Origin of the sequence: Bradyrhizobium sp. WSM1253 (assembly GCF_000244935.1) — a bacterium.
Classification (GTDB): Bacteria; Pseudomonadota; Alphaproteobacteria; order Rhizobiales; family Xanthobacteraceae; genus Bradyrhizobium; species Bradyrhizobium canariense.
Genome location: NZ_JH600073.1, coordinates 1682911 through 1706621 on the forward strand (window position 1 = coordinate 1682911; position 23711 = coordinate 1706621).

The 23711-nt window shown below is 65.1% G+C and carries 22 protein-coding genes; 13 read left to right on the top strand and 9 right to left on the bottom strand.

Features of this window, described 5'->3' with window-relative positions; all coding sequences use genetic code 11:
• Window positions 1-135 precede the first annotated feature (135 nt).
• Complete coding sequence (locus BRA1253DRAFT_RS09770; protein ID WP_007593574.1) at window positions 136-1506, top strand: TIGR03808 family TAT-translocated repetitive protein; 1371 nt, start codon at window positions 136-138, stop codon at window positions 1504-1506.
• Window positions 1507-1536: 30 nt separating this feature from the next.
• Here the strand turns inward: BRA1253DRAFT_RS09770 and BRA1253DRAFT_RS09775 are convergent, their stop codons facing one another.
• The 4 genes from BRA1253DRAFT_RS09775 to BRA1253DRAFT_RS09790 all read right to left on the bottom strand — a co-directional run bounded on the left by BRA1253DRAFT_RS09775 (window position 1537) and on the right by BRA1253DRAFT_RS09790 (window position 5664).
• A complete protein-coding gene (locus BRA1253DRAFT_RS09775; protein ID WP_007593576.1) occupies window positions 1537-2172 on the bottom strand; it encodes a TIGR03809 family protein in 636 nt (211 codons plus the stop codon).
• Window positions 2173-2680: 508 nt separating this feature from the next.
• The gene (locus BRA1253DRAFT_RS09780; protein WP_007593578.1) at window positions 2681-4387 is read right to left on the bottom strand and encodes a S8 family serine peptidase; all 1707 of its coding nucleotides are present in this window, start codon (window positions 4385-4387) and stop codon (window positions 2681-2683) included.
• A 15-nt stretch (window positions 4388-4402) separates the two neighbouring features.
• Window positions 4403-5098: a hypothetical protein gene (locus BRA1253DRAFT_RS09785; protein WP_007593580.1), complete on the bottom strand. Its 696-nt coding sequence runs from the start codon at window positions 5096-5098 to the stop codon at window positions 4403-4405.
• On the bottom strand, window positions 5095-5664 hold the full coding sequence (locus tag BRA1253DRAFT_RS09790; protein WP_007593582.1) for a sigma-70 family RNA polymerase sigma factor: 570 nt from the start codon (window positions 5662-5664) through the stop codon (window positions 5095-5097). The genes BRA1253DRAFT_RS09785 and BRA1253DRAFT_RS09790 overlap by 4 nt, the downstream gene beginning before the upstream one ends.
• Window positions 5665-6098: 434 nt before the next feature.
• Between BRA1253DRAFT_RS09790 and BRA1253DRAFT_RS09795 the strand changes: the two genes are divergently transcribed.
• Complete coding sequence (locus BRA1253DRAFT_RS09795; RefSeq protein ID WP_007593584.1) at window positions 6099-7256, top strand: GGDEF domain-containing protein; 1158 nt, start codon at window positions 6099-6101, stop codon at window positions 7254-7256.
• A gap of 63 nt (window positions 7257-7319) precedes the next feature.
• A complete protein-coding gene (locus BRA1253DRAFT_RS09800; protein ID WP_007593586.1) occupies window positions 7320-8423 on the top strand; it encodes a DUF2336 domain-containing protein in 1104 nt (367 codons plus the stop codon).
• A 10-nt stretch (window positions 8424-8433) separates the two neighbouring features.
• Here BRA1253DRAFT_RS09800 and BRA1253DRAFT_RS09805 read toward each other — a convergent pair whose 3' ends face one another.
• A complete protein-coding gene (locus BRA1253DRAFT_RS09805; RefSeq protein WP_007593588.1) occupies window positions 8434-9072 on the bottom strand; it encodes an NrsF family protein in 639 nt (212 codons plus the stop codon).
• Window positions 9073-9074: 2 nt separating this feature from the next.
• Window positions 9075-9620, bottom strand: a complete 546-nt coding sequence (locus BRA1253DRAFT_RS09810; RefSeq protein ID WP_007593589.1) for a sigma-70 family RNA polymerase sigma factor — start codon at window positions 9618-9620, stop codon at window positions 9075-9077.
• A 288-nt stretch (window positions 9621-9908) separates the two neighbouring features.
• Between BRA1253DRAFT_RS09810 and BRA1253DRAFT_RS09815 the strand changes: the two genes are divergently transcribed.
• The 8 genes from BRA1253DRAFT_RS09815 (at window position 9909) to BRA1253DRAFT_RS09850 (ending at window position 16287) form a co-directional block, all read left to right on the top strand.
• Entirely contained in the window at window positions 9909-10574 is a 666-nt protein-coding gene (locus BRA1253DRAFT_RS09815) for a hypothetical protein (protein WP_007593590.1), read from the top strand.
• A gap of 162 nt (window positions 10575-10736) precedes the next feature.
• A complete protein-coding gene (locus BRA1253DRAFT_RS09820; protein ID WP_007593591.1) occupies window positions 10737-11516 on the top strand; it encodes an enoyl-CoA hydratase in 780 nt (259 codons plus the stop codon).
• Between the two features lie 216 nt (window positions 11517-11732).
• On the top strand, window positions 11733-13130 hold the full coding sequence (locus tag BRA1253DRAFT_RS09825; protein ID WP_007593592.1) for a TolC family outer membrane protein: 1398 nt from the start codon (window positions 11733-11735) through the stop codon (window positions 13128-13130).
• A 152-nt stretch (window positions 13131-13282) separates the two neighbouring features.
• On the top strand, window positions 13283-13483 hold the full coding sequence (locus BRA1253DRAFT_RS09830) for a type II toxin-antitoxin system RelE/ParE family toxin (RefSeq protein WP_311985936.1): 201 nt from the start codon (window positions 13283-13285) through the stop codon (window positions 13481-13483).
• Window positions 13483-13833, top strand: a complete 351-nt coding sequence (locus BRA1253DRAFT_RS09835) for an addiction module antidote protein (RefSeq protein WP_007593593.1) — start codon at window positions 13483-13485, stop codon at window positions 13831-13833. Before BRA1253DRAFT_RS09830 ends, BRA1253DRAFT_RS09835 begins: the two co-directional genes overlap by 1 nt.
• 51 nt (window positions 13834-13884) lie before the next feature.
• Entirely contained in the window at window positions 13885-14442 is a 558-nt protein-coding gene (locus BRA1253DRAFT_RS09840) for a hypothetical protein (protein WP_007593594.1), read from the top strand.
• A 54-nt stretch (window positions 14443-14496) separates the two neighbouring features.
• Entirely contained in the window at window positions 14497-15459 is a 963-nt protein-coding gene (locus BRA1253DRAFT_RS09845) for an amidohydrolase family protein (protein ID WP_007593595.1), read from the top strand.
• Window positions 15460-15660: 201 nt separating this feature from the next.
• A complete protein-coding gene (locus BRA1253DRAFT_RS09850) occupies window positions 15661-16287 on the top strand; it encodes a LysE family translocator (RefSeq protein ID WP_007593596.1) in 627 nt (208 codons plus the stop codon).
• A 9-nt stretch (window positions 16288-16296) separates the two neighbouring features.
• Here the strand turns inward: BRA1253DRAFT_RS09850 and BRA1253DRAFT_RS09855 are convergent, their stop codons facing one another.
• The 3 genes from BRA1253DRAFT_RS09855 to BRA1253DRAFT_RS09865 form a co-directional block, all read right to left on the bottom strand.
• A complete protein-coding gene (locus BRA1253DRAFT_RS09855; RefSeq protein ID WP_007593597.1) occupies window positions 16297-19413 on the bottom strand; it encodes an efflux RND transporter permease subunit in 3117 nt (1038 codons plus the stop codon).
• Window positions 19414-19448: 35 nt separating this feature from the next.
• Window positions 19449-20693 (bottom strand): efflux RND transporter periplasmic adaptor subunit, encoded by a 1245-nt coding sequence (locus BRA1253DRAFT_RS09860; RefSeq protein ID WP_007593598.1) that lies wholly within the window; start codon window positions 20691-20693, stop codon window positions 19449-19451.
• A gap of 145 nt (window positions 20694-20838) precedes the next feature.
• Window positions 20839-22251 carry a CoA transferase gene (locus tag BRA1253DRAFT_RS09865; RefSeq protein WP_007593599.1) on the bottom strand — a complete coding sequence of 471 codons (1413 nt, stop codon included), beginning with the start codon at window positions 22249-22251 and terminating at the stop codon, window positions 20839-20841.
• Window positions 22252-22305: 54 nt separating this feature from the next.
• On the opposite strand from BRA1253DRAFT_RS09865, the gene BRA1253DRAFT_RS09870 reads away from it, so the two are divergent.
• On the top strand, window positions 22306-22593 hold the full coding sequence (locus BRA1253DRAFT_RS09870) for a hypothetical protein (protein WP_007593600.1): 288 nt from the start codon (window positions 22306-22308) through the stop codon (window positions 22591-22593).
• A gap of 228 nt (window positions 22594-22821) precedes the next feature.
• Window positions 22822-23592, top strand: coding sequence for an SDR family NAD(P)-dependent oxidoreductase (locus BRA1253DRAFT_RS09875; protein WP_007593601.1), 771 nt, complete (start codon window positions 22822-22824; stop codon window positions 23590-23592).
• Window positions 23593-23711: the final 119 nt, after the last annotated feature.

Genomic DNA, 23711 nt, shown 5'->3' on the forward strand with positions numbered 1-23711 from the left:
ACGCTTCCGCTTTGCCCACCCTACGGACCGTCTCTCCGGTAAACATTTAACCCTACCGCGAACAATCCTCACGCAACCAGCGGCCCTGCGCTACCTAACCGCTGCGGACCCCCGCGTCCGCCGGAGGACGCATCCATGGACCTCAATCGCCGCAATCTCATCGGAGCTTCGACCGCAGGCATCGCCGGCGCGCTCGCGATACCGGCCGACGCCGCGCGTGCGGCGCCGCTGACGTCGCTGCTCGGCCGCGACGCCACGCAATATGGCGTGCGACCCGGTAGCAGCGAGGATCAGACCCGCGCGCTCCAGCGTGCGATCGACGAGGCCGCGCGCGCGCAGATGCCGCTGGCGCTGCCACCCGGCATCTATCGCAGCGGACTGTTGCGGTTGCCAAATGGCGCGCAACTGATCGGCGTGCGCGGCGCGACAAAATTCGTCTTCACCGGCGGGGCATCGGCGATCCAGAGCGACGGCTCCGATGCAATCGGCCTTTCCGGCATCACCTTTGATGGCGGCGGCATTCCGCTGCCGACGCGGCGCGGGCTGATCCACGTACTCGGCGGGCGCGACGTCCGCATCACCGGTTGCGAAATCACGGGCTCCGGCGGCAGCGGCATCTGGCTCGAGCAGGTCTCCGGCGACATCTCGGGCAACATCTTTACCAACATCGCGGTGACGGCGGTGGTGTCGTTCGACGCCAGGGGACTCAGCGTCTCCCACAACACCATCACCGGCACCAACGACAACGGCATCGAGATCCTGCGCACGGCTATCGGCGATGACGGCACGCTAGTCACTGATAACCGCATCGAGGACATCAAGGCCGGCCCCGGCGGCTCCGGCCAGTACGGCAACGCCATCAACGCGTTCCGCGCCGGCAACGTCATCGTGCGCGGCAATCGCATCAAGAACTGCGATTACTCCGCCGTGCGCGGCAACTCGGCCTCGAACATCCACATCACCGGCAACAGCGTCAGCGACGTGCGCGAGGTCGCGCTGTATTCGGAGTTCGCGTTCGAGGCCGCGGTGATCGCCAATAATATTGTGGACGGCGCCGCCGTCGGCGTCTCCGTCTGCAATTTCAACGAAGGCGGCCGCATCGCCGTGGTCCAGGGCAACATCATCCGCAATCTGATCCCGAAGCGGCCGATCGGCACCGCACCGGATGACGATGCCGGCATCGGCATCTACATCGAGGCGGATTCATCGGTCATCGGCAACGTCATCGAGAATGCGCCGTCCTACGGCATCGTCGCCGGCTGGGGCAAATATCTCCGCGACGTCGCGATCACGGGCAACGTGATCCGCAAGGCACTGGCCGGCGTCGGGGTGTCCGTCGTGCCCGGCGCAGGCACCGCGCTCGTCAACAACAACATGATCTCGGAAACCCCGCGTGGCGCCGTGGTCGGGCTCGATCACGCGCGCGCCGTGACGTCCGATCTGTCGGTGGACGGCGCCCAGCGCTTTGCGCAATTGATGGTCGGCGGGAATGCGGTGCGGCGGTAGCTGCCGTTCCTCGCCTCTGGCTTCCGAAAGCTAGAACGCGTTCCGCAGCAGCGGGTACTTGGCTTCGAGGCCGTCGAGGTTAAAGGTGAACTCAACCAAGCGCTCGGGGGCTGCGACAATTTCGGCTGCCGGCGGAGAGAACTGCGGCAGAAGCGCTGCCATCGCCGCCAGCGCCTTGGGCGCTGCGGTCGCGGCCGGCACCTTGGGTCCTGTCATTGCGACGGGCGCGGTGGGTGGCGCCATGGCAGCCGGCACCTTGAGCGGTGCCATCGGGGCAGGCGCGGCGACCAGCGCGGTCGGGGCTTCGGAGATTTCGGCGAGAACGCCCGGCTTCGGATCGAGCCTGACCGGCACGGCGGTCTCCGGGACGATGTGCACGGCCTTCGGTTGCACGGTCTGCGCCTCGCGCGGAAACATGCGGGGCATTGTCGCCGGCGACCAGCCGAATGCGGGCGACACGCTCGCGGCCGCCGTGGCGACGTCGGCGCCGGTGGCAAGCGCGCGCCAGGTCTGGACGGCGAGCTTGGCTTCCTGGATGTTTTCGAGAAATGCGATCTCGGAGTGATAGCGGCGCCAGCGTCCGGTCTCGAACATCTCGGAGAGATGCACCAGCCGCTGCTCGGCGAGAGCGCACCAGCGTGCCGCAACGTCGCGGCCAATAGCCACGTCGCGAATAGCCTCTTGGCGATGTGTCATAAATCAGCCCGTCAGGAGAAAATACGGACGCGACGCAACGCACACGAATCAATTTAGACGCGACGTGAATATTTTGTGGAAAAGTTTTGACTTGTCCAGCAACGACGATGTTTTCGTCGCGAAACTCCGTAGTCGTGCGGAGATTCAAGGCGTTTTGGAGTCAAGCTTCGCACAAGCATAGCGCGCTTGCGGCGTGCCGGCGGAGCGGTGGCGATGGGTGAACCACGATCTCCAACCGGAAGCTGATCTCGCGCAGGGCTTCGAGGAATGGGACGTCCAAAAAGAAAAGACCCGTCCGGGGGGACAACCGGACGGGTCGAGCCATATGGGCGCTTGGGGTGGATGGGCGCTCGCGCCTAATATGACTTATGGGGAGGGATAACCGCTCCCACATAATTTGGTCGTGGCAGCGGGCCGAACGTTCAATGCAGCGTTTGATTTTTCGACCTTCGCGCTGCGCGCAAAGTTGTCGCAGCCGCTATCGCGTCGCCGGCTTATCCGCCTGAGAAACCGTGGCTTTATCCTCAGTGCTCGACAACGAAGGTTGCTCTAATGCGCGGATGCCAGGCTCGTCGCGACGCTTCTCGATATCTTCACGTTTTGTTGTACCGGACGCGGCCGCGACCGGCGTCGCGCCGGCGGCGGGAACGGCCATGACCGCGGCAAACGCGTCGGCCTCGCCGTCGCCGAACAGATCATCACGGCCCGGTGAACCGAGGTCGCGCGCCGTCTTCGCCAGTGTCGTGCGCAGTGCTTCCGGCTTCAAGGCGTAGTTGCGCTCGAGCAGCAGCGCCGCGACGCCGGAGACATAGGCGGCCGAGAACGAGGTGCCCGACGTCATCTGATATTTGCCGTCAGGCGCCGGCAGGAAGATATCGACGCCGGGGGCCGCGACCGCGATGTAGTTGCCACGATTGGAGGCGGTGAACAGCCTGTCCTGCTGGTCGGTCGCGCTGACCGCGATCACGTTGGGATTGGCGGCCGGATAGAGCGGCGGCGACTTCGCGCCGGCATTGCCGGCGGCCGCGATCAGCACCAGGCCGCGCGCGGCGGTCGCGGCGATGGCCCGCTCGATCACCGCATCCTTCGGACCGGCAAAGCTCATGTTGACGATCTGCGCCCCATGCTCGGCGGCATAGTTCAGCGAGCGCAGGATGATGTAGGACGAGCTCTCGGCCCCGCCGGTGGTGCCGCCGAAGGCGCGGATGGCGATGAGGCGCGCCTCGGGCGCGCTGCCCATCAGCTTGCCATGCGCCACGACGGCGCCGGCAATGCCGGTGCCATGAATGTGCGGGCCTTCGGCGCTGCCGAGCGCATCGAAATTGTCGGCAATGGAATTGGCAAGTTCCGGATGCTGGGCGTCGATGCCGGAGTCGATCACGGCTACCGTCACATTGGCACCATGCGCCAGCGTGTGTGCCTGCGGCAGGCGGAGCTTGGCCAGCGCATATTGCGCGGGATCTCCCTCGGTCGGCACCGACGATTTCTGATCCTGGAGCAGATAGCGGAAGTTCGGCTGGACCGAGCGCACGCTACCGTCCGCCGCGAATTCACGCCGCACCGTCGCGGAGGGCCGGCCGTCGGTGATGCGGAACAGTCCGAACGTTGCCCCGATCAGCGGAAAGTTCTCGGAAGACACGCGGGTCAGCCCATGGCGACGCGCAAGCTCGTCGGCCTGGGTCAACGACAGCCCGCCGTCGATCTCGGCGACGAATTCGCCAGCGAAGGTGCGCAGATCCGCGGCGACAGGCGTGTTGTTGCCGCGCCCCTTTGCGGCGGTCTTCTTGCCCGATTTGCCCGAGCCATCGCCGCCTGCGTTCTGCTGCGCCAGGCATTCGCCGGCGGCGTCGCGATCGGGCGCGGTACAGGCGGGATAGAGGTTCGGGGAGTAGCGCGCATAAGGCAGCACCGGCGTCGGTCCCATCCGCGCCGAAATCCTGGTCGTCACGGTCGGACCCGGACCGCGGCCGACGGCCACCGCTCTGGCGGCAACACCGGGACTGACGCGTGCGGCGACGCCGGGAGAAATCGTGGGCATTCGGGAGGGGACGCTAATCGTCGGCGTGCGCATGATCGCCTGCGCCTGCGCAACCTCGACGCCGAGACAGGCGGCGAGCAAAAGCGCGGCTCCGACCGACGAAGCGCAGGCCCCGGCTCTCACTCCACTTTCGGACTTGCGCATCATCGGCTTGGAAGCGCCTTACGGCGCCGCGACGGCGAGGTTGACGAACTTCTCGCGCTGCATCTTGCCGAGCAGCGAGGCGAGTTCGTCCTGGCTCATCGCCTTGTCGAACTGGAGGCGGAACATGCCGCCCTTGGCATCGCCGATGATCGAAGCCTGGTAGCCGTCGAGCAATGCGGTGATGTCGGCGACGCGCGCCTCGGGCGTGAAGCGCACCAGCGCGCGCGCTGGCGGGACGGTCGTGCCGAGGTCGCGTGTAAGCGGAGCGCTGGTCGAGAGCGAAGCAGTCTGGAAGGTCGCAGTCTGGGTCTTCGTCAACACCGCGCCGATGATTCCGGCTTGCAGCACGAGCGCCATGGCGCCAAGGCTCGCCGACCAGGCCAGCGTGCGCGGCGACAGGCTCGCAAAGAAGGTGGCGATGCGCGCCGACAGCGGCAGCGAACCGGCCGCCCGCGCAGGTTCGGCGTCGATCGCGGCGAACAGCTTCTGCATCGCGCGCGCCGACGGAGCACCCAGGCTCTCGTTCAGATGGATGGTCTCTTCATACTCGCCGCGGATCGCGGCATATTGCTTCGCGAGCTCGGGATCGCGCGCCAGCGCCTCGTCGACGCGGCGCGCATCGCGCGGGTTCAGCGTGCCGGCGGCGTGCCACGGCAGCAGCAGTTCAATTTCACCGGGCTCTTGCTCCAGCATCTTCTTGCTCAAAGCCATCATGGCCAGCCTCGCTCAATGCCGGCTGCTTTCAGCAGTTCGGCCAATTTCTTGCGCGCATAGAACAAGCGCGTCTTCACAGTGTTCTCCGGGATGCCTACGATTTCGGCCACCTCTTCCACGGACTTCTCGTGGTAGTAGACGAGATCGACGATTTCCCGATGGTCCGGCGAGAGGCCCGTCAGACACTCCCGCAACGCTTCACTGGTATCCTTCTTCTGCACCGCCGTTTCCGGATTGTCGGACGTATCCTCAATCGCGTTCGCGGCGTCGTCGTCCAACTCAAAATCCTTCCTGCGCCGGAGCGCAGACAGGGCCTTGAATCGGGTAATGGCCAGCAGCCAGGTGGAAACGGCGGATCGGCCCTCAAACTTGCCGGCTTGACGCCAGACATCGAGAAATACCTCACTGATGAGGTCTTCCGCCGCCTGCTCGTCCCGCACGAGCCGGAGGCCGAACCGATACACCCTGACATGGTGCCGCCCGTACAGCACCTGCATGGCGAGCCGGTCGCCTTGAGCGATCCTGGCGATCAGGATCTCGTCCGAAGCCGCTTGTGTCACGCTCAAAGACCGTCTCGCAAGGTTGGTCGGGTGGATGCGGCAGACGGTTCGACGGGAGGGGTAAAATTGTTCAACCTACCGCAGTCGTACGGGAAGCTGTGTGATCTACCCCACAGACGCGAAATTTCCTGTTGCCACCCGCGGCTGGGCGCTTCGCTCAAGAACGGTAACATAGTAATGAAGCACTTTCCTGAGCAATGCCGTCCCAGCTTAGACGGCCCGACGTGCATGGAACCTTAGCAGCTTAGCACGACATATGTCTTCCGAAGCCCTGCTTTGGCTCGACCGCGTCGCACACGATGCCTAATCGCCGGCAAATTCCTGGGACGGTCGACGTCCCGCGCTGCCGCGCTGTACAGCGTGGATTCGGTTTCGAAGGATACCAAACCTAAAGGCTTGCCACGTAGATTTTTGGGCTGACATCCACGATTGGCGGGACCATGAGCACGGCTGCGACGTCCTTTCCCGAGAGGAATGCCGCTGAGGCCGCGGATCTCGCCCTGACCACCGAAGCGGCGGCACCCGAAGTCCTCGCGCGCCGGATCCGGCAGCGGCGCCAGATGTATGTCGGCCAGGTGGCGAGCTACTCGCTCGGCGCCTCCGTCCTGCTGCTCTACGCTTTTGACGGCGTGATCTCCATGGGCGTTCCGTCGCTGTTCTGGCTCGGCGGCCTTCTGATCATCGGGACCTTCACCGTGCTGTCGGAAGCGGGCTTCGGCGACCGGTTCGAGGATCATTACCTCACCGTCTTCCAGATCTCGGCGCATATGACGCTGCAGCTGCTGTTCCTGCTCGCGGTGCCGACAGTCGGAGTTGCGTTCCTTGCCGTGCTGTTCCTGATCTTCGCCTTCGGCACGCTTCGTATGACCTCTAGTCAGGCGATGCTCACCTGGGGCCTTGCGACGTGCGGGCTCGCCTTGGTTTTCCTCGCCTCGGACTTGCCAATCGGACTGCCGGTGACGACCCAGCTGCAACGGGCCGCCTCGATGCTGTGCTTCGTGCTGGTGATCGGCCAGTGCGCCTTCCTCGGCCTGTTCGGCGCCACGCTGCGCAAGATCCTGTACCGGCGCAGCATCGAGCTGAAGGCCGCCTATCAGCGCATCGAGGAGCTGGCGGAGCTCGACGAGCTCACCGGCTCCTACAACCGCCGCTGCATCATGCGACTTCTCGACGCCGAGATCGAAAAATCGCGGCAGACATCGAGGCCTTGCGCGATCGCGCTGATCGACCTCGACTGGTTCAAGCGCATCAACGACGCCCACGGCCATCCCGTCGGCGACGAGGTGCTGCGCACCTTCGCGATCACCATGTTCGCCAATATCCGCCCGGCCGACTGCTTCGGCCGCTACGGCGGCGAGGAATTCTTGCTGCTGCTGCCTGGGATGGACGGCGATGCGGCGTCGCGCATGCTCGATCGCCTGCGCGGGATCGTCGCCGATCTGGACTGGAGCGCATTCTCCCCGGGCATGCGCGTGACCATTTCCGCGGGCGTCGTGACACTACGCGACAACGATACTGCCGACACGTTTCTCGTGCGCGCCGATAGCGCGCTCTATTCCGCCAAGGCACAGGGGCGCAACCGCATTGCAACCAGCTGACCAATCCATTTTCTCCCGGCGCGACAGAAGCCGCGGCCGGGCCGAACGCTCCAGGACAGGGCAATGAGATCCAAAGCCGTAAAATCATCCGAAAGTCTGCTCGAGGAATTGCAAACTGCGCTCTCGCACGGCACCGTCGCGCACCGGGTCGAGACGCTGCGCCGCGTCACCGATCTCTTCGTGGGCAACGCCTTGGACTATTCCGACGACCACGTCCGCGTGTTCGACGACGTGTTCCAATGCCTGATCGAGCAGATCGAGACGTCCGCCAGGGCGCTGCTCGCCGAACGCCTCGCATCGATCGCGGCTGCGCCGCCGAAGATCATCCGCACGCTCGCGCTCGACGAGGTGATCGAGGTTTCCGGCCCGGTGCTGTCGAAATCCGAACGGCTGGACGAGGCGACCCTGATCGAGATCGCGCGCACCAGGGGCCAGGCCCATCTCAAGGCGATCTCGCTGCGGCGGGTACTGTCGGAAGCGCTGAGCGACGTGCTGGTGACCCGCGGCGACGAGGACGTGGTGCAATCGACCGTCAACAATCCGGGCGCGCAACTGTCGGAGGGAAGTCTCGCCGACCTCGTGACCCGCGCCGAACGTGACGACGACCTCGCCAGCTCCATCGGCCTGCGGGCCGACCTGCCCCGCCATCATTATTTGAAGCTGGTCGCGAAGGCCTCCTTGGCCGTGCGCAGGAAGCTGGAGGCCGCGCATCCGGAGCTCGCGGACGACGTGTCCAGCGTGGTCCAGGAAGCGGCGCAGCGAATCCGCGCCGCCAGCATGACCAGGCAGACCGAGAGGGCGCGCGCGCTGGTGAAGTCGCTGCACGAGGACGGCCGCCTCACCGAGCTCCAGGTCGCCACCTTCGCGGAGCAGGGCAAGTTCGACGAAACCAACGCAGGGCTTGCCGCGCTTGCGGGCGTCGCAGTCGAGACCGCCGAGACCATGATGATCGAAAGCCGGGTCGAGGGCGTGATGATCCTCGCCAAGGTCGCGGCCATGCAATGGTCGAGCGTCCGCGCCATCATCGCCCTGCGCGAGAAGCTCGCAGGCGGCTCGCAGACCGACATGGTGACGCTGCGCGACGCTTACGAGGCGCTGCGCAGTTCGACCGCGCAGCAGGTGCTGCGCTTCCACCGCATGCAGCAGGGCGCGACGCCGGCGGCGTGAAGCCGGCGAGCTAGTAGCGTAGGACCTTCGCCCCCACCAGCGCGCCAATTGCCGTCACCAACGCGGTCGCGAGCGTGTACCAGGTCGCGACGAACAGCGGCGAGTCATCGGTGCAGTGCGAGGCGTACAGCGTCGCGGCAAGGCCCGCCGACACCAGGCCGGCGAGCGCGCCGGCGAGCGCGGGGTGGGACGGCGCGCCGTGGCGCAGGCCGAACAGGGCCCCCGCAAGCAGCGGCAGCGACATCGCAGGGATTGCCAACAGGCACACCCTGGAATTCTTGCCCATCAATCGCATCGTCATCGGCATGGCCGGCGCCATCATCGCCTCGCTGCCGATCGCCACCGCGAGCAGCCCGACGGGCAGCAGCAGCAGCCAGCCCCAGCCACGCAGCAAGGCTTCGGGACGCGACAGATGCAGGCTGACGATGATCGCGGGTATCGCGAGCGACAGCGTGACCGCGAACTTCATGTCGAAGAACGGGTTGTGCATCGCGCTCATCACGTCGTGACGCACACCGAGGAAGGTGGCGAAGATCAGAATCGACAGGGGCGCGGCGACCAGCAGCGCCATGGTCAGCACCGCGCCGACGCGCGGCGGGCGATGGGCGTTATCGGCCGCGAGCGTGCGAATGAGTTGATCGGTATCCATGACTAGTGGTTCCGCAGTTTGGCTGTCAGCGCCGCAAGTCCGCGATGCAGCGCCACCCGCACCGCGCCCTCGCTCATCGAATATTTCGCCGCCGTGTCCTTGATCGAGGTGCTGTCGACCGCGATCGACTGCAACACGTCGCGCTGGCGTTGCGGCAGCGTATTGAGCTGGCTGGCGACTTCGCCGGCCGAGACCGTCTCCTGCGGCGCCTCGCCCGGCAGGGTCTCGGCGAAATCGTCGATGTTGACGAAGATCCGCCTCCCCCGTCGCCGCAGCATGTCGATCAGCTTGTTGCGGCCGATCGCAAACAGCCACGGGGCGAAGGGGGCTTCGCTGTCCCAAGTGTGCCGCTTCAGATGCACCGCCAACAGAATCTCCTGCACGATATCCTCGGCCTGGTCGGGAGGCTGCCCGGCCCGCGCCAGGCCGCGCCTCGCGGCAGCGCGCAGCACAGGCGTGACCGCCTTCAACAGGCGATGATACGCTGCGTCATCGCCTGCCATGGCCGACCGCATCAGGCCGGTCCACTCGTCCTCACGTCCGCGCACGCGCGCCCTCACCATGCAATTCGGCCGTTCTTTCAGTTTGTTACGCCGGCGGCGGCACGATCACGAATTCGTGATCGTGCTTGGCCGCGCGACCGATACGGCCGTCAAAATCTGCGACGGCTCATAACACCGATCAGTCCCGTCCGCACCCGTGGCCGGCCGCGAACGCAACGGTTTGCCGCGCTTTTGCCCGGTGTGGCCCGAAGATTCCCATTTTCTGCCCCGCTGTGGTCACGCCCCAGGGTCTCTGTTCGCTCCCGGGACGGGTGGAATTGGGGAGATGTCAACATGATGAAAGCCAGCGGGCGCGCGGCCCTGATTCTCCTGGCCGGGCTTTTCGTGCTGTTTGGGGGCGTTGCACAGGCGGCGCCGAGTTCAGCCGCTAGCAGCAAGTCGGACAGCGCAGGCAAACAGGCGGACGAGGTCAAGCCGAGCAAGCAGCGGCGTCACACGTCGCGCCACCGCGACAGCACCAAGACGGCGCAGAAATCCGACGACAAGGCCGACAAGAAGGACGCCGTGGCAACGGCCGATGAGACGAAGGCCGACAATCGTGACGCGCCGGCCTCGAGCCAGATGCCGCCGGAAGTCGCCAACGCCAATGCGCAACTCGCCGCCGCCGATACGCCGACTGCGGCTGCTGCGTCCGCAATGACGGGCCGGGCCAACGACAACGTCCAGGCCGCGGCCGATAACACCGCCACCCCGAACGCCGAGAGCCAGGTCGTCGCACCCGATCAGCTCAACGACATCGATCGCGCCGTGCAACAGGACAACGCGCCGGCGCAGAAGGCGGTGATCGCCGCAACCGACGCGCAGCCGCGTCCGGCACCGGTGATGGCAAGCAGCCAGCAGAGCTCGGCCTGGGACCAGAGCTCCCTGATCGGAAAAATCTTCATCGGCGTCGGCACGCTGCTGACGCTGGCCTCCGCCGCACGCATGTTCATGGCGTGACTTTGGCTTGATTACAGCCTGATCGCCGGCCCGCGGGACCTCGTGCGGAACGCGCATCTCGCCGCGTGTTCCGGCCGTTCCTGCTCCGATGGCTTTGGCGCCTCTTGAAGCCCACCGCGCCAGCGGGCACATTGCCCGCTCAACCAAAAGCGTGGGTGGAGCATGAGCACGTTCGAACACATCATCGTCGAAAGCAATGGCGCGGTCGGCATCATCAAGCTGAATCGGCCGAAGCTGCTCAACGCACTCTCCTTCGGCGTCTTCCGCGAGATCGCCGCGGCCGTCGACGATCTCGAAGCCGATGACGCCATCGGCTGCATCGTCGTGACCGGCAGCGAGAAGGCATTTGCCGCCGGCGCCGACATCAAGGAGATGCAGCCGAAAGGCTTCATCGACATGTTCTCGGAGGATTTTGCCGCGATCGGCGGCGATCGGGTCGCGCGCTGCCGCAAGCCGACGATCGCCGCGGTCGCGGGCTATGCCCTCGGCGGCGGCTGCGAGCTCGCCATGATGTGCGACTTCATCATCGCCGCCGACACCGCCAAATTTGGTCAACCCGAAATCACGCTCGGCACCATCCCCGGCATCGGCGGTACCCAGCGCCTGACCCGTGCGATCGGCAAGTCCAAGGCGATGGACCTTTGCCTCACCGGCCGCATGATGGATGCAGCCGAAGCCGAGCGCAGCGGCCTCGTCAGCCGCATCGTTCCGGCCGACAAGCTGATGGACGAGGTGATGGGCGCGGCCGAGAAGGTTGCCGCGATGTCGCGGCCCGCGGTCGCGATGGCCAAGGAAGCGGTCAACCGCGCCTTCGAGACCACGCTCGCCGAGGGCATGAGCGTCGAGCGCAACCTGTTCCACTCGACCTTCGCGCTGGAGGACCGCTCCGAGGGCATGGCGGCGTTCATCGAGAAGCGGAAGCCGGTGAACAAGAACCGGTAAGGAGGCGCGCGGTCAGGCTGGTGTAAGGCAATGCCGTTCCCGCAGAATCCCTGTGATGTACCTGCAACAAGCACGGAATAGATGGGGGTTTCCCCCGCGGCAGTTTGCCTGCGGGACCTCGGCTGGTTAAACAGTTAAGAGAGCCGCCGTCGGCGGGGCGGACAGCCGGGATTTGCGGATTACATGATTGGGCGTGCCGCCAGAGCTGGTCGCGTGATGACGCGGCATCGATCGGGCGTGGCTCCTGTGCTCGCGACATGGACCACGCTGGCACTCTGTTGCGCCCTGCCCTCCGCCGCACGGGCGGAAGCGCTGCCGGAGGCGCTCGCCAAGGCCTACCAGACCAATCCGCAGCTCAATGCCGAGCGCGCGCGGCAACGCGCCACTGACGAGAACGTGCCGCAGGCGCTCGCGGGCTACCGGCCACAGATCGTGGCAAGCCTCAGCGCCGGGTTGCAATCCGTGCGCAACCTGCTGCCCGACAACACCATCCAGACCGCCAATCTGAAGCCGTGGATCATCGGCGTCACCGTGACGCAGACCCTGTTCAACGGCTTCCGCACCGCCAACAACGTGCGCGCCGCCGAACTCCAGGTGCAGTCGGGCCGCGAGGCGCTGCGCAACGTCGGCCAGGGCGTGCTGCTCGACGCGGTCACCGCCTACACCAACGTGCTCGCCAACCAATCGCTGGTCGAGGCGCAGCGCTCCAACGTCGCCTTCCTGCGCGAAACGCTCTCGGTCACTCAACGGCGCCTCAACGCCGGCGACGTCACGCCGACCGACAGCGCCCAGGCCGAGGCGCGCCTCAACCGCGGGCTCTCCGATCTCAACGCCGCCGAAGTCGCGCTCGCGGTGAGCCAGGCGATATACGCACAGGTGATCGGCAATGCACCGTCGCAGCTTCGCGCTGCCGAAGTCGTCGACCGCTATCTGCCGAAGAGCCGTGAAGACGCGTTGACGATGGCGATCCGCCAGCACCCGGCAGTGATGGCCGCCGGCTTCGACGTCGATGTCGCCTCCACCAACATCCGCGTCGCCGAAGGCGCGCTGCTGCCGAGCGCCAGCGTCCAGGGCAGCGCCAGCAAGAGCCGTAACAACGACCCGACGCTCGGCACCTTCGCCGAAGATCAGGCCTCGATCGTCGCCAATGTCACCGTGCCGATCTACGACGGTGGCCAGGCCGCCGCACAGACCCGGCAGGCCAAGGAGATCACGGCGCAGAGCCGGCTCGTGCTCGACCAGGTGCGCAACCAGGCGCGCACGGCGGCGGTCAGCGCGTGGGTTGTCCATGAAGGCGCCAAGATCGCGGTCTCGGCATCGGAGTCCGAAGTGAAGGCGGCGACCGTCGCGCTCCAGGGCGTGCAGCGCGAGGCCGCCGGCGGACAGCGCACGACGGTGGATGTGCTGAACTCGCAGGCCGATCTGATCCAGGCCAAGGCCCGCCTGATCGGCGCCAACCGCGACCGCGTGATCGCGTCCTATACGCTGCTCAGCGCCGTCGGCCATCTCGACGTCAAGACCTTGAGCCTGAACACGCCGGACTATCTGCCCGAGGTGCACTACCAGCAGGTCCGTGACGCCTGGCACGGCCTGCGCACGCCATCCGGGCAGTAGTTTCCGCAACGCCTTTGGGCTCTCCACCGCCCAGGCACCCACCCTCCTTTGACATTTTGTAGCCCATGGGCTACATTTGCACCTCATGATCGAGGTGAGGCAAACCGAGCATTTTTCGGAGTGGCTGACCCGCCTCAAGGACGCCAGCGCGGTTGCCCGGATCACTGCCCGCGTTCGCCGACAGCAAGAGCGTCGGTCGCAACGTCCGGGAAATGCGCATCGACTACGGACCGGGCTATCGGATCTACTATGTGCAGCGCGGAACGCAGATTGTGATCCTGCTGTGTGGCGGGGACAAGCGCACGCAGCGACGCGACATCAAGCTAGCCCAGCAACTGGCGGAGACAATGTGATGCCAAAAGCAGCGAAAACGACGGTCAAGGCGGCATCCAGGACGACGCGTTTCGACGCTGCCGACTATCTCAACACAGAAGAACGTCAGGCCGCCTATATTGCGGCCGCATTAGAGACCGGCGATCCTGATTTCGTGCGCGACGCACTCGGCCTTGTCGCTCGCGCGCGCGGGATGAGCGCGATCGCGAAGAAAGCCGGGTTGAACCGCGAGAGTCTGTACAAGGCGCTCGGAGAGACCGGAAATCCTGAGTTTGGCACGGTCATGCGCATTGTCGGAGCGTTAGGCCTGACATTGTCCGCCCAACCCGCGACAAGCGGGCGAATGTCGAAGCGCCGTCGAGCGGCGTGAGGGAGCGCGCCGCACCCGCGCAATCGGTTCGGGCAGTCTCAGGATCTGAACATGAAAAGCCGCCGCATCCATCTGATGGGAGCTTCAGGCTCCGGCGTGACGACGATCGGCCGCGCGCTCGCCGGCAGGCTTGCGCTGCCGCATCACGACAGCGATGATTATTTCTGGCTGCCGACCGCGCCGCCCTACCAGACCACGCGCCCCGCCGCCGAACGTTTGCGACTAATGCGCGAGATGTTCTTGCCGCGGCTCGATTGGGTGCTGAGCGGAACCGTGACCGGTTGGGGCGACGAGCTCGTCCCATTCTTCGATCTCGTCGTCTTTGTGACGACGCCGCGCGAGCTCCGCTTGCAGCGCCTGCGTGGCCGCGAGGCTATGCATTTCGGAGCGGATGCCGTCGCACCGGGCGGCTGGCGTCATGAGGAGGCGGAGTCGTTCGTCGATTGGGCCTCGCACTACGAAGCAAGCGATCGCGACGGCCGCAGTTTCGCAAAAGATGAGGCGTGGCTCGCGAAGCTGCCCTGCCCGGTCGTGCGCGTCGACGGCTCACGCCCGCTTGCGGACCTCGTCGAACAGCTATGCAGCGAAGCGCAGCGGCTGCCAGGCTGATGTGATACTGTCGCGACGCCACTGCCAGAATAATAAAAACAGGGGAGAGAAACCATGCTCGATCGACGCAGCGTTCTGCTTGCCTCTCTTGCCGCCGGAGTAGCCATGACCAGCAAAGTCCACGCCCGCGCGGCGCAGCCCGCGACGCCGGTTAATTTCGACGTCCCGGCGCATGCCTGCGACTGCCACACCCACATCCATGGCGATGTCGAAAAATTTCCGTTCTTCGCGGGCCGCGTCTACACGCCGGAGCCGGCGAGCCCCGAAGAAATGGCCGCGCTGCACAAGGCGCTGCATATCGAGCGCGTTGTGATCGTGACGCCGAGTGTCTACGGCACCGATAATTCCTCGACGCTGTTCGGCATGAAGGCGCGTGGCGCGGCCGCGCGCGGGGTGGCCGTGATCGACGACAAAACGACCGAGGCCCAGCTTGACACGATGCATGCAGACGGCTTTCGCGGTGTCCGCCTCAATCTCGCGACCGGCGGCGTCAATGATTCCAATGTCGGCCGGCCGCGCTTCACCGCCGCCGTCGAGCGCATGAAGGCGCGCGGCTGGCACGTGCAGCTCTACACCACGCTGCCCATGATCTCGGCGATCAAGGACCTCGTCGAGACGGCACCGGTACCCGTTGTATTCGACCATTTCGGCGGCCTTGAGGCCTCGCTTGGGCTGGAGCAACCGGGATTTGCCGACCTGGTCGCGCTGGTGAAATCCGGCAAGGCCCATGTCAAGATTTCCGGCGCCTATCGCTCCTCGAAGCTCGCGCCCGACTATCAGGACATGGCGCCCTATGCGCGCGCACTGATCGCAGCGAATGCGGACCGCGTCGTCTGGGGTACGGACTGGCCGCACCCGGATTCGAGCCGTGTCGAGGGACGCAAAGCCACCGACATCGCACCGCTCTACCAGATCGACGACGGCCGCCTGCTCAACCAGCTTCCGGTATGGGCGCCGGATGCGGATGTGCGCAAGAAGATCCTGGTCGACAACCCGGCGCAACTCTACGGATTCTGAGTCGCGACAGGCGCAATTCGGTTCAACGACCGCGACACGGTTCCATAGTGAGGCGTGGAACTGTTGTCGGCGAAGGCACAAACTCGTTGGACTCACACGAACGTGTTTGTGCCCTCGTTCGTTTCTCACCCTTCTGGTTGAGGCGGCGATTCATTTTCGGGGCTACGCACACGCACAGATTTCATTTGTTCGTGCGGGTGCATGTCTTTATCGCATTATCTTGCCGCGCTTTTTTCCGGCATTGGAATTGGTTTCACCGTCGCCGCCCCGATCGGACCGATGGGCATGCTGTGCATTCAGCGCACATTGGCATCAGGCATGGCCACGGGCCTCGCAACCGGCTTCGGCGCCGCGACCGTGCATCTCACCTACAGCGCCCTCGCGGTTTTGGGACTGGGCTCACTGGCACAGCCCTGGGTCGAGGCCAATGCCGCCGGCTTCGGCATCGTCTCGGCGCTCACGCTGCTGTGGTTCGCGATCCGGACCCATCGCGGCTCGGTCGCGCTCCAGACGACCGACGACGTCGACAACGTACGTCTGGCGCGCGCCTATCTCAGCGCCATCGCGCTTGGGTTCACGAATCCGCTGACCGTCATCCTGTTTCTGGCTGCGCTGCACGCCTTCTCCATGCAAGCCGCGGCAGCCCCGTTGATCGCCGGTGTCTTCGTCGGTTCCGCGATCTGGTGGACCGTGCTCAGCACGATCGTGGCAACGGCGCGATCACGGCTGACGCCGCGCATGCTGTCGATGAGCAGCCGGTTGGCCAGCCTGATGCTGCTGGGCCTCGGCACCATGATGCTGGTGCGGATCGCGCAGCGAATGCTGTGATTGGCAGCGTCAGCGTGCGCGGCGGGAGAAGAAGGAGATCAGCACCGGCAGCGTCACCAGGATCACGATCGGCGCGAGCATCATGCCCGTCACTACGACCACCGCGAGCGGCTTCTGCACCTGCGAGCCGATGCCTTCCGACAGCGCGGCCGGCAACAGACCGATGCCCGCGACGACGCAGGTCATCAGCACCGGCCGAAGCTGCAATTCGCCGGTGCGTATCACCGCGCTCATGCGGTCCATGCCCTCTTCGATGAGCTGGTTGAACTGCGACAGGATGATGATGCCGTCCATCACGGCGATGCCGAACAGCGCGATGAAGCCGATCGCTGCCGAGACACTGAAGGCGGTGCCGGTGATCAAGAGACCGAGCACGCCGCCGAAGATCGCCATCGGGATCACGCTCATGGCGAGCAGCGTGTCGGTCATCGAGCCGAAATTGAACCAGAGCAGGACGCCGATCAGCGCCAGCGAGATCGGCACCACGATCGACAATCGCCGGATCGCGTCCTGGAGATTGCCGAATTCGCCGACCCAATCCATGTGCGCGCCGGGCGGCAGCTGCACCTGATCGGCGATCTTCTGCTGCGCCTCTCGGATCGCACTGCCGAGGTCGCGCTCACGCACCGAGAACTTGATCGGCAGATAGCGTTCCTGCTGCTCGCGATAAATGTAGGCCGCTCCCGAGACGAGGCTGATGGTGGCGACCTCGCTCAGGGGGATCTGCGTGACGGTGCCGTTCGGTCCGGGCGCGCCGATCCGCAAATTCTGGATCGCCTCGGCGCTCCTGCGGAATTCCGGCGCGAGACGAACGATGATCGGGAAGTGGCGGTCGCTTCCCGCCTCGTAGATGTCGCCGGCGGTGTCGCCGCCGATCGCGACCTTGATGGTGGCATTGATGTCGCCCGGCGCGAGGCCGTAGCGCGCGGCCTTGGCACGGTTGATGTCGATCTGGATGGTCGGCTGCCCGAGTGAGGTGAACACCGCAAGATCGGTGACGCCCTGCACGGTTGCCAGCACCGACTTGATCTTGTTGGCGGTGTCGGTCAGCGCCTGGAGATCGCTGCCGAACAGCTTGATCGAGTTCTCGCCCTTCACGCCGGAGACGGCTTCGGAGACGTTGTCCTGGAGATATTGCGAGAAGTTGAACTCGACGCCGGGGAAGCGATCGTCGAGCTGCTTGAGCAGCTGCGCAGTCAGCTCTTCCTTGTCGCGGGTGCCGGGCCATTGGCTCGCGGGCTTGAGCGGCGCGAAGAACTCGGCGTTGAAGAAGCCGGCGGCGTCAGTGCCGTCATCGGGGCGGCCGTGCTGCGACACCACGGATTCCACTTCAGGCCGCGCGCGGATCACCTTGCGCATCTCGTTGACGTAGGAGTTGCCTTCCTGGAGCGAGATGGTCGGCGGCAGCGTGGCGCGGATCCAGAGATTGCCCTCCTCCAGCTTCGGCAGGAATTCGAGGCCAAGCAACCGGCTGAGCGCAACCGTCATCAGCACGAGGCCGAACGCGCCACCGAGCATGATGCCGCGGTTGGCGACCGCCCAATGCAGCACCGGCATGTAGATCCGATGCAGGATCAGCATCACCCTGGTCTCGGTCTCATGGACATGCGCGGGCAGGATGATCGCGGACAGCGCCGGAGTGACGGTGAAGGTCGCAAGCAGGCCGCCGGCCAGCGCATAAGCATAGGTGCGCGCCATCGGCCCGAAGATGTTGCCCTCGACGCCGGAGAGCGTGAACAGCGGCAGGAAGGCCGCGATGATGATCGCCGCGGCGAAGAAGATCGAACGGGAAACATCGGCCGCTGCGCTGAGGATGGCGTGGCTTTTCATGCCGAACAGCGTCTCGGACGACATCTGCTCGGATTCCGACATCGGCGTCGTCTGCGTCAGGCGCCGGAAGATCGCTTCCACCATGATGACGGTGGCATCGACGATCAGGCCGAAATCGATCGCGCCGACCGACAGCAGGTTCGCCGATTCCCCGCGCAGCACCAGGATGATCACCGCGAAGAACAGCGCGAACGGGATAGTGGCGCCGACGATCAGCGCACTGCGGAGATCGCCGAGGAAGATCCACTGCAACAGCACGATCAGCAAGATGCCGACCACCATGTTGTGCAGCACGGTGTGGGTGGTGAGCTCAATCAGGTCACCGCGGTCGTAGATGCGCTCGATGCGCACGCCGGGCGGCAGGATGCTGGACTCGTTGATGGTTTGAACGAGCTGGTGGACGCGCTTGATGGTTGGCGAGCTCTGCTCGCCACGGCGCATCAGGACGATGCCCTGCACGATGTCGTCGGCCTCGTCGAGGCCGGCAATGCCGAGACGTGGCTTCTGGCCGACGGTAACGGTGGCGACGTCCTTGACCAGCACCGGATTGCCGTTGGTCTGCGAGACCATGGTGTTGGCGAGGTCGTCGATCGAGCGGATCAGGCCGACGCCGCGCACCACTGCCGATTGCTGACCGATATTGACGGTGTTGCCGCCGACATTGACGTTGGAATTACCGACCGCCTGGAGCAATTGCGGCAGCGTCAGGCCGTTAGCGACCAGCTTGTTGAAGTCGACCTGGAGCTCGTAGGTCTTGCTCTTGCCGCCCCACCCGGTGACGTCGATCACGCCGGGCACGGCACGGAAGCGCCGCTGGAGGATCCAGTCCTGGATGGTCTTGAGGTCGAGCACGCTGTAGTTCGGCGGACCGACGAGACGGTAGCGGAAGATCTCGCCAATCGGGCTGAGCGGCGAGATCTGCGGCTGCACGTTGCCGGGCAGTGGAGCGAGCTGCGCCAGGCGGTTCAAGACCTGCTGCAACGCCTCGTCATAAGTGTAGGCGAAGGAGAACTGCAGTTTGACGTCGGAGAGGCCGTAGAGCGAGATGGTGCGAATGGTCGTCAGGTTCTTCAGACCCGCGACCTGGGTCTCGATCGGAATCGTGATGTAGCGCTCGATCTCCTCCGCCGACAGGCCCGGGCTCTGCGTCACGATGTCGACCATCGGCGGGGTCGGATCGGGGTAAGCCTCGATGTTGAGCTGGTTGAACGCGATCAGGCCGCCGATGAGCACGGCGACGAACATCCCGACCATCAGGAAGCGCCGGTTGACGGCAAGGGCGACGAGGCGATCCATTCAGGTCTTCAGCTTGTCTTTTTCCGGCCCGTCAATCAGCTGCCGGACGCGGCGCGGTCGATGAACAGGCTGCCTTTGGTGACCACCTGCTCGCCGGGCTTGAGATTGCTGGTGACCTCGACGAGGTTGCCATTGATGAGACCGATCTTGATCTCGCGCAACTCCACCGACTTGTCCTCGCGTGCGACCCAAAGGCGGACCTTGTCGGCTTCGTAGATCAAGGCCTGCTTCGGTACCGCCGGCGCGGCGCGGTCGCCGGACGAATAGATCGTGACGTTGGCGAACATCTCCGGCTTCAGCAGACCGTCCTTGTTGTCGATGGTGGCGCGGACCAGCAGGCGGCGGGTACTCGGATCGATCGCGGCGGCGACGTAGTTGACCTTGGCGGTCAAGGGGCGGCCCGGCAGCGCCATCACGTTGACGCTGATGTCCTGCCCGACGCACACGGCAGCCGCATCGCTCTCGCGCACGAAGGCGGTGAGCCAGACCGAGGAGAGGTCGCCGACCACGAAGACCGGATCGCTGGCGCCCGAATTAACGTACTGGCCGGGGCCGATCTTACGCTGCACGACCGTGCCCGCGATCGGCGAATAGATCGTGACCTCCGGATTGATGACGCCCTTGTCCTGGAACGCCTTGATGGTCTCATCGGTGAAGCCGAGGATCCGCAGCTTGTTGCGCGCGGCTTCCAGCGCGGTCGCCGAGGAGCGCATGTCGTTCTGCGCCTGAACCTGGGTCGCTTCCGCCTGCTGATAATCCTTCAGGGGGATGGCATGGCCCTCGTAGAGGTCCTTGGCGCGCTTGAACTGGATGTCGGCAAGATCGATCGCCGACTTCGCCTTGTTCTGCGAGCTCATCGCCGCAATGAAATCGTTCTGGGCCTGCACGGTGTCGGCGGCCTCGATTGTGAACAGCGGCTGACCTTGCTTCAGCACCTCGCCGGGCTTGGCGAGCAGCTTGGTCACCCGGCCCGCATAAGGCGAGAATACCGGCGTCGAACGGTCCTCGTCGACTGCGACCTTGCCCTCGGTGACATACTCGGCGCGGAAGGTCTTGGCCTTGACCGGCTCGATCGTCAGCGTCGCCCATTCCGACGGCGTCGGCGTGAAGTTCTGCGCATTCCTGCGCGACTGGCTGGAGATCTCGGAGTGGCTCTTCTCCTTGGCTCCCGCATAGAGGAAGCCGTAGGCCCCGGCACCGGCAAGAGCTAGTAAAACTACGGATGTAATCACCCGTTGTTTTGTAAGCACCTGCAATCGCTTGGTATTTTCAACTACCATGGGGCCCGGTCGTGTCTGCGATGATACCGGCGGATGCCCGCTTCATCGGTCGCGCTAATAGTGCCGAATTGTGATTTCAAACAACCTAAAAAACGCCGGGCGCCTTTCGGTTTGCGTTAAAAATTTGCGACACGTCAGCTTCACGTCAGCTTGTCACCGGCCACTCTGCCGGATGACTGCCGAGCGGCATCGCCGGACGGCTCCATTGCGCCGGCGTCTTCGAAAGCAGCGCTGAATGGCGCACCGCCTTCAACGTGCCGAAGCCAGATGGCATGCTCTCGATGAATGCAGCATGTACGGCCTCGCCCGTAATATCCGGGGTGTTCAGGCCATTTTCGAGCCGTCCGAGATTCCACAGCCAGCGCCCGGTCTGCGCCAGCGACACGCGCACGTGCCAGCTGCCGCCTTCGCGGACCTGGCGGGCCTTGGCCATCATCGCGCCGAACGCCATCAGATAGCCGGTGGCGTGGTCGAGCATCTGCGCCGGCAATTCCTTCGGTCCATCGATGCCGGCAGCCTGTCCCTCGGCATGGTTGAAGCCGGTCGTAGTCTGCACCAGCGAATCGAAGCCGCGCCGTTCCGCCCAGGGGCCGGCATGGCCATAGGCCGACAGCGTCACGTAGACGATGCCGGGGTTGATTGTCGCCGCGTCCTCCGGCGTAAAGCCGAGAGCAGCAAGCGCGCGCGGGCGATAGCCTTGTGAGAAGATGTCGGCGTCTCTCAAGAGCTCGCGCAACCGCGCACGTCCGGCCTCGCTCTTCAGCTCGATGAAGGTGGTGAGCTTGCCGCGGCTGGTGTCGATGGTCAGCCACGGAATGGCCGGCAGTTCGGGGCCTGACACGAGCAGCACATCCGCGCCGTGCGCGGCGAGCGTGCGGCCGGCAACGGGGCCCGCGATGACGCGCGAAAGATCGAGCACGCGCAGGCCGGAGAGCGGGCGATCGCCTTTTGACAGTCGTTGCGGCCACGGCTTCGGCGGGGCCTCGCCGATCTTCTCGATCGAGACCAGCGGCAATTCGGCGAGCGCGCGGGCCTGCGGCAGCGCCGACCATTCGTCGTAGGAGCGCATCAAGGCAACGACGCCGCCCGCAGCGTAAGCCGCAGTCTCGAAATCCTCGCCCTTCCATTGCATCAATGCGGCCTGCACCTTCTCGCGCTCGGGTTCGCAGCCGAGGACCTTGCAGACGGCGTCACGATGATGCGGGAAATTGGTGTGGCAGCGGACGAACCGGTTGTCTCCGGTTCTGTAGACGCCGGCGATGGCGTCCCAGGCGGGCGGCGGCGGCTTGTCGTCGACGCGCAAATAGCGCTCGGAGCGGCATTCGGCGACGGCATGGCGCAGGTCGACGCTAACGTCCTGCGCCTCGCCGCTGCGCAATCTCCAGATTTCGGCGGCAGCAAGGCCGGCGGCTGCGATCGTCGTTTGGCCGGCAATTGCGACGCGAAACGAGGACGGGATTTGCGGCTCCTCGCCCGTCAGCCGCACGCGCGCGAGCGCGGCGGCGTCACCGCCGGCGGAGGTCCAGATGCCACTGAGAATCTCTGTGGGGCTTTGCATGACCCTTCTCTCCCCTTAGTTTGCGATCATCGCATTAGCACACAAGGACATGCAATGGCCGCCATCGATCCCCTCACCGCAGGCGCCGTGTTCATCGCAACGGCAGCCACCGACGCGGTCTATGTCATGTTCACCTCGGCGGTGATCGCGCGCAAGCGCGTGCCCGCGGCGAACTGGAGCGCGGTCTGGTACATGCTCTCCTCCTACGCCGTGATCAGCTACACCGAAAATGCGTTCTATGTGGCTTTCGCGGCGATCGGCTCCTGGGCCGGCGCCTACGTCTCACTGACATTCCTGCACCGCCCGCCCGGCGGCCCACCGGTGGGCGCGGCACCGGAGTGAGGGTGATCGATTTGAACGACGCAATCAAACGCACGCAGGATGTCGTCCTGGCGAAAGCCAGGACCCATTACCCCGGTCGAATGTTGTTGAAATGCGCGTTGGCCACAACATCGCACAGCAACGAGGGTTTGTGGTAATGGGTCCTGGCTTTCGCCAGGACGACATTGGAGAGGCACCCCGCTTTGTTCGCAACGACAGCGCGCGACCAACAACAAGGAAAACCAAACAATGGATCTCGGTCTCAAAGGCAAGAACGCCGTCGTACTCGGCGGCACGCGCGGCATCGGGCGGGCGATTGCGGCGACGCTGGCCGGCGAAGGCAGCAATGTCGCGGTGTGCGCGCGCAACGCCGATCAGGTTGCCGCCACCGTGACGGAGTTGAAGGCCAGCGGGATCCGCGCGACCGGCGGCCCGGTCGATGTCACCGACGGCGCGGCGCTGAAATCCTGGATCGAGAGCGCGGCAAAAGAGCTTGGCGGCATCGACATGCTGTTCTCCAACGCGGGCGCGATGGCGCAAGGCCATGATGCCGCGTCGTGGGAACAGAATTTTCGGCTCGACCTGCTCGGCGCCGTGCATGCGTTCGACGCCGCGCGGCCGTTCCTCGAGGCCAGCGGTGCGAGCAGCGGTGACGCCGCCTTCGTGATCATCTCATCGATCTCCGCGGCGCAAGCGGACACGGCGAGCTCCTACGGCCCGATCAAGGCGGCATTGATCCACATGGCCAAGGGACTGGCGCGGCAATATGCGAAGAAGAAGATCCGCGTCAACGTGGTCTCGCCTGGCACGGTCTATTTCAAGGGCGGCGTCTGGAATACCATCGAGCAGAACATGCCCGAGCGTTACAATGATGCGATGAAGCGTAACCCCACCGGCCGCATGGCCACGCCACAGGAGATCGCGAGCGCGGCGGTATTTCTGGCGAGCCCGGTGTCGGGGTTCACCACGGGCTCCAATCTGGTGGTGGACGGCGCGATCTCGAACCGGGTGAATTTTTGAGGCCACGCTGTCATCGCCCGGCTTGACCGGGCGATCCAGTATTCCGATGCGACAGAAGTTGAATCGTGAAGCCGCGGCGTACTGGATACCCCGCCTCCGCGGGGTATGACACCGAGAGT

Bases quoted from the DNA above. Each gene is read 5' to 3' on its own strand.
- BRA1253DRAFT_RS09845 (WP_007593595.1), top strand. From the start codon at position 14,497: ATGCTCGATCGACGCAGCGTTCTGCTTGCCTCTCTTGCCGCCGGAGTA.
- BRA1253DRAFT_RS09825 (WP_007593592.1), top strand. From the start codon at position 11,733: ATGACGCGGCATCGATCGGGCGTGGCTCCTGTGCTCGCGACATGGACC.
- BRA1253DRAFT_RS09840 (WP_007593594.1), top strand. From the start codon at position 13,885: ATGAAAAGCCGCCGCATCCATCTGATGGGAGCTTCAGGCTCCGGCGTG.
- BRA1253DRAFT_RS09795 (WP_007593584.1), top strand. From the start codon at position 6,099: ATGAGCACGGCTGCGACGTCCTTTCCCGAGAGGAATGCCGCTGAGGCC.
- BRA1253DRAFT_RS09835 (WP_007593593.1), top strand. From the start codon at position 13,483: ATGCCAAAAGCAGCGAAAACGACGGTCAAGGCGGCATCCAGGACGACG.
- BRA1253DRAFT_RS09860 (WP_007593598.1), bottom strand. From the start codon at position 20,693: ATGGTAGTTGAAAATACCAAGCGATTGCAGGTGCTTACAAAACAACGG.
- BRA1253DRAFT_RS09870 (WP_007593600.1), top strand. From the start codon at position 22,306: ATGGCCGCCATCGATCCCCTCACCGCAGGCGCCGTGTTCATCGCAACG.
- BRA1253DRAFT_RS09815 (WP_007593590.1), top strand. From the start codon at position 9,909: ATGATGAAAGCCAGCGGGCGCGCGGCCCTGATTCTCCTGGCCGGGCTT.
- BRA1253DRAFT_RS09770 (WP_007593574.1), top strand. From the start codon at position 136: ATGGACCTCAATCGCCGCAATCTCATCGGAGCTTCGACCGCAGGCATC.
- BRA1253DRAFT_RS09820 (WP_007593591.1), top strand. From the start codon at position 10,737: ATGAGCACGTTCGAACACATCATCGTCGAAAGCAATGGCGCGGTCGGC.
- BRA1253DRAFT_RS09875 (WP_007593601.1), top strand. From the start codon at position 22,822: ATGGATCTCGGTCTCAAAGGCAAGAACGCCGTCGTACTCGGCGGCACG.
- BRA1253DRAFT_RS09780 (WP_007593578.1), bottom strand. From the start codon at position 4,387: ATGATGCGCAAGTCCGAAAGTGGAGTGAGAGCCGGGGCCTGCGCTTCG.
- BRA1253DRAFT_RS09855 (WP_007593597.1), bottom strand. From the start codon at position 19,413: ATGGATCGCCTCGTCGCCCTTGCCGTCAACCGGCGCTTCCTGATGGTC.
- BRA1253DRAFT_RS09865 (WP_007593599.1), bottom strand. From the start codon at position 22,251: ATGCAAAGCCCCACAGAGATTCTCAGTGGCATCTGGACCTCCGCCGGC.
- BRA1253DRAFT_RS09785 (WP_007593580.1), bottom strand. From the start codon at position 5,098: ATGATGGCTTTGAGCAAGAAGATGCTGGAGCAAGAGCCCGGTGAAATT.
- BRA1253DRAFT_RS09800 (WP_007593586.1), top strand. From the start codon at position 7,320: ATGAGATCCAAAGCCGTAAAATCATCCGAAAGTCTGCTCGAGGAATTG.
- BRA1253DRAFT_RS09850 (WP_007593596.1), top strand. From the start codon at position 15,661: ATGTCTTTATCGCATTATCTTGCCGCGCTTTTTTCCGGCATTGGAATT.
- BRA1253DRAFT_RS09805 (WP_007593588.1), bottom strand. From the start codon at position 9,072: ATGGATACCGATCAACTCATTCGCACGCTCGCGGCCGATAACGCCCAT.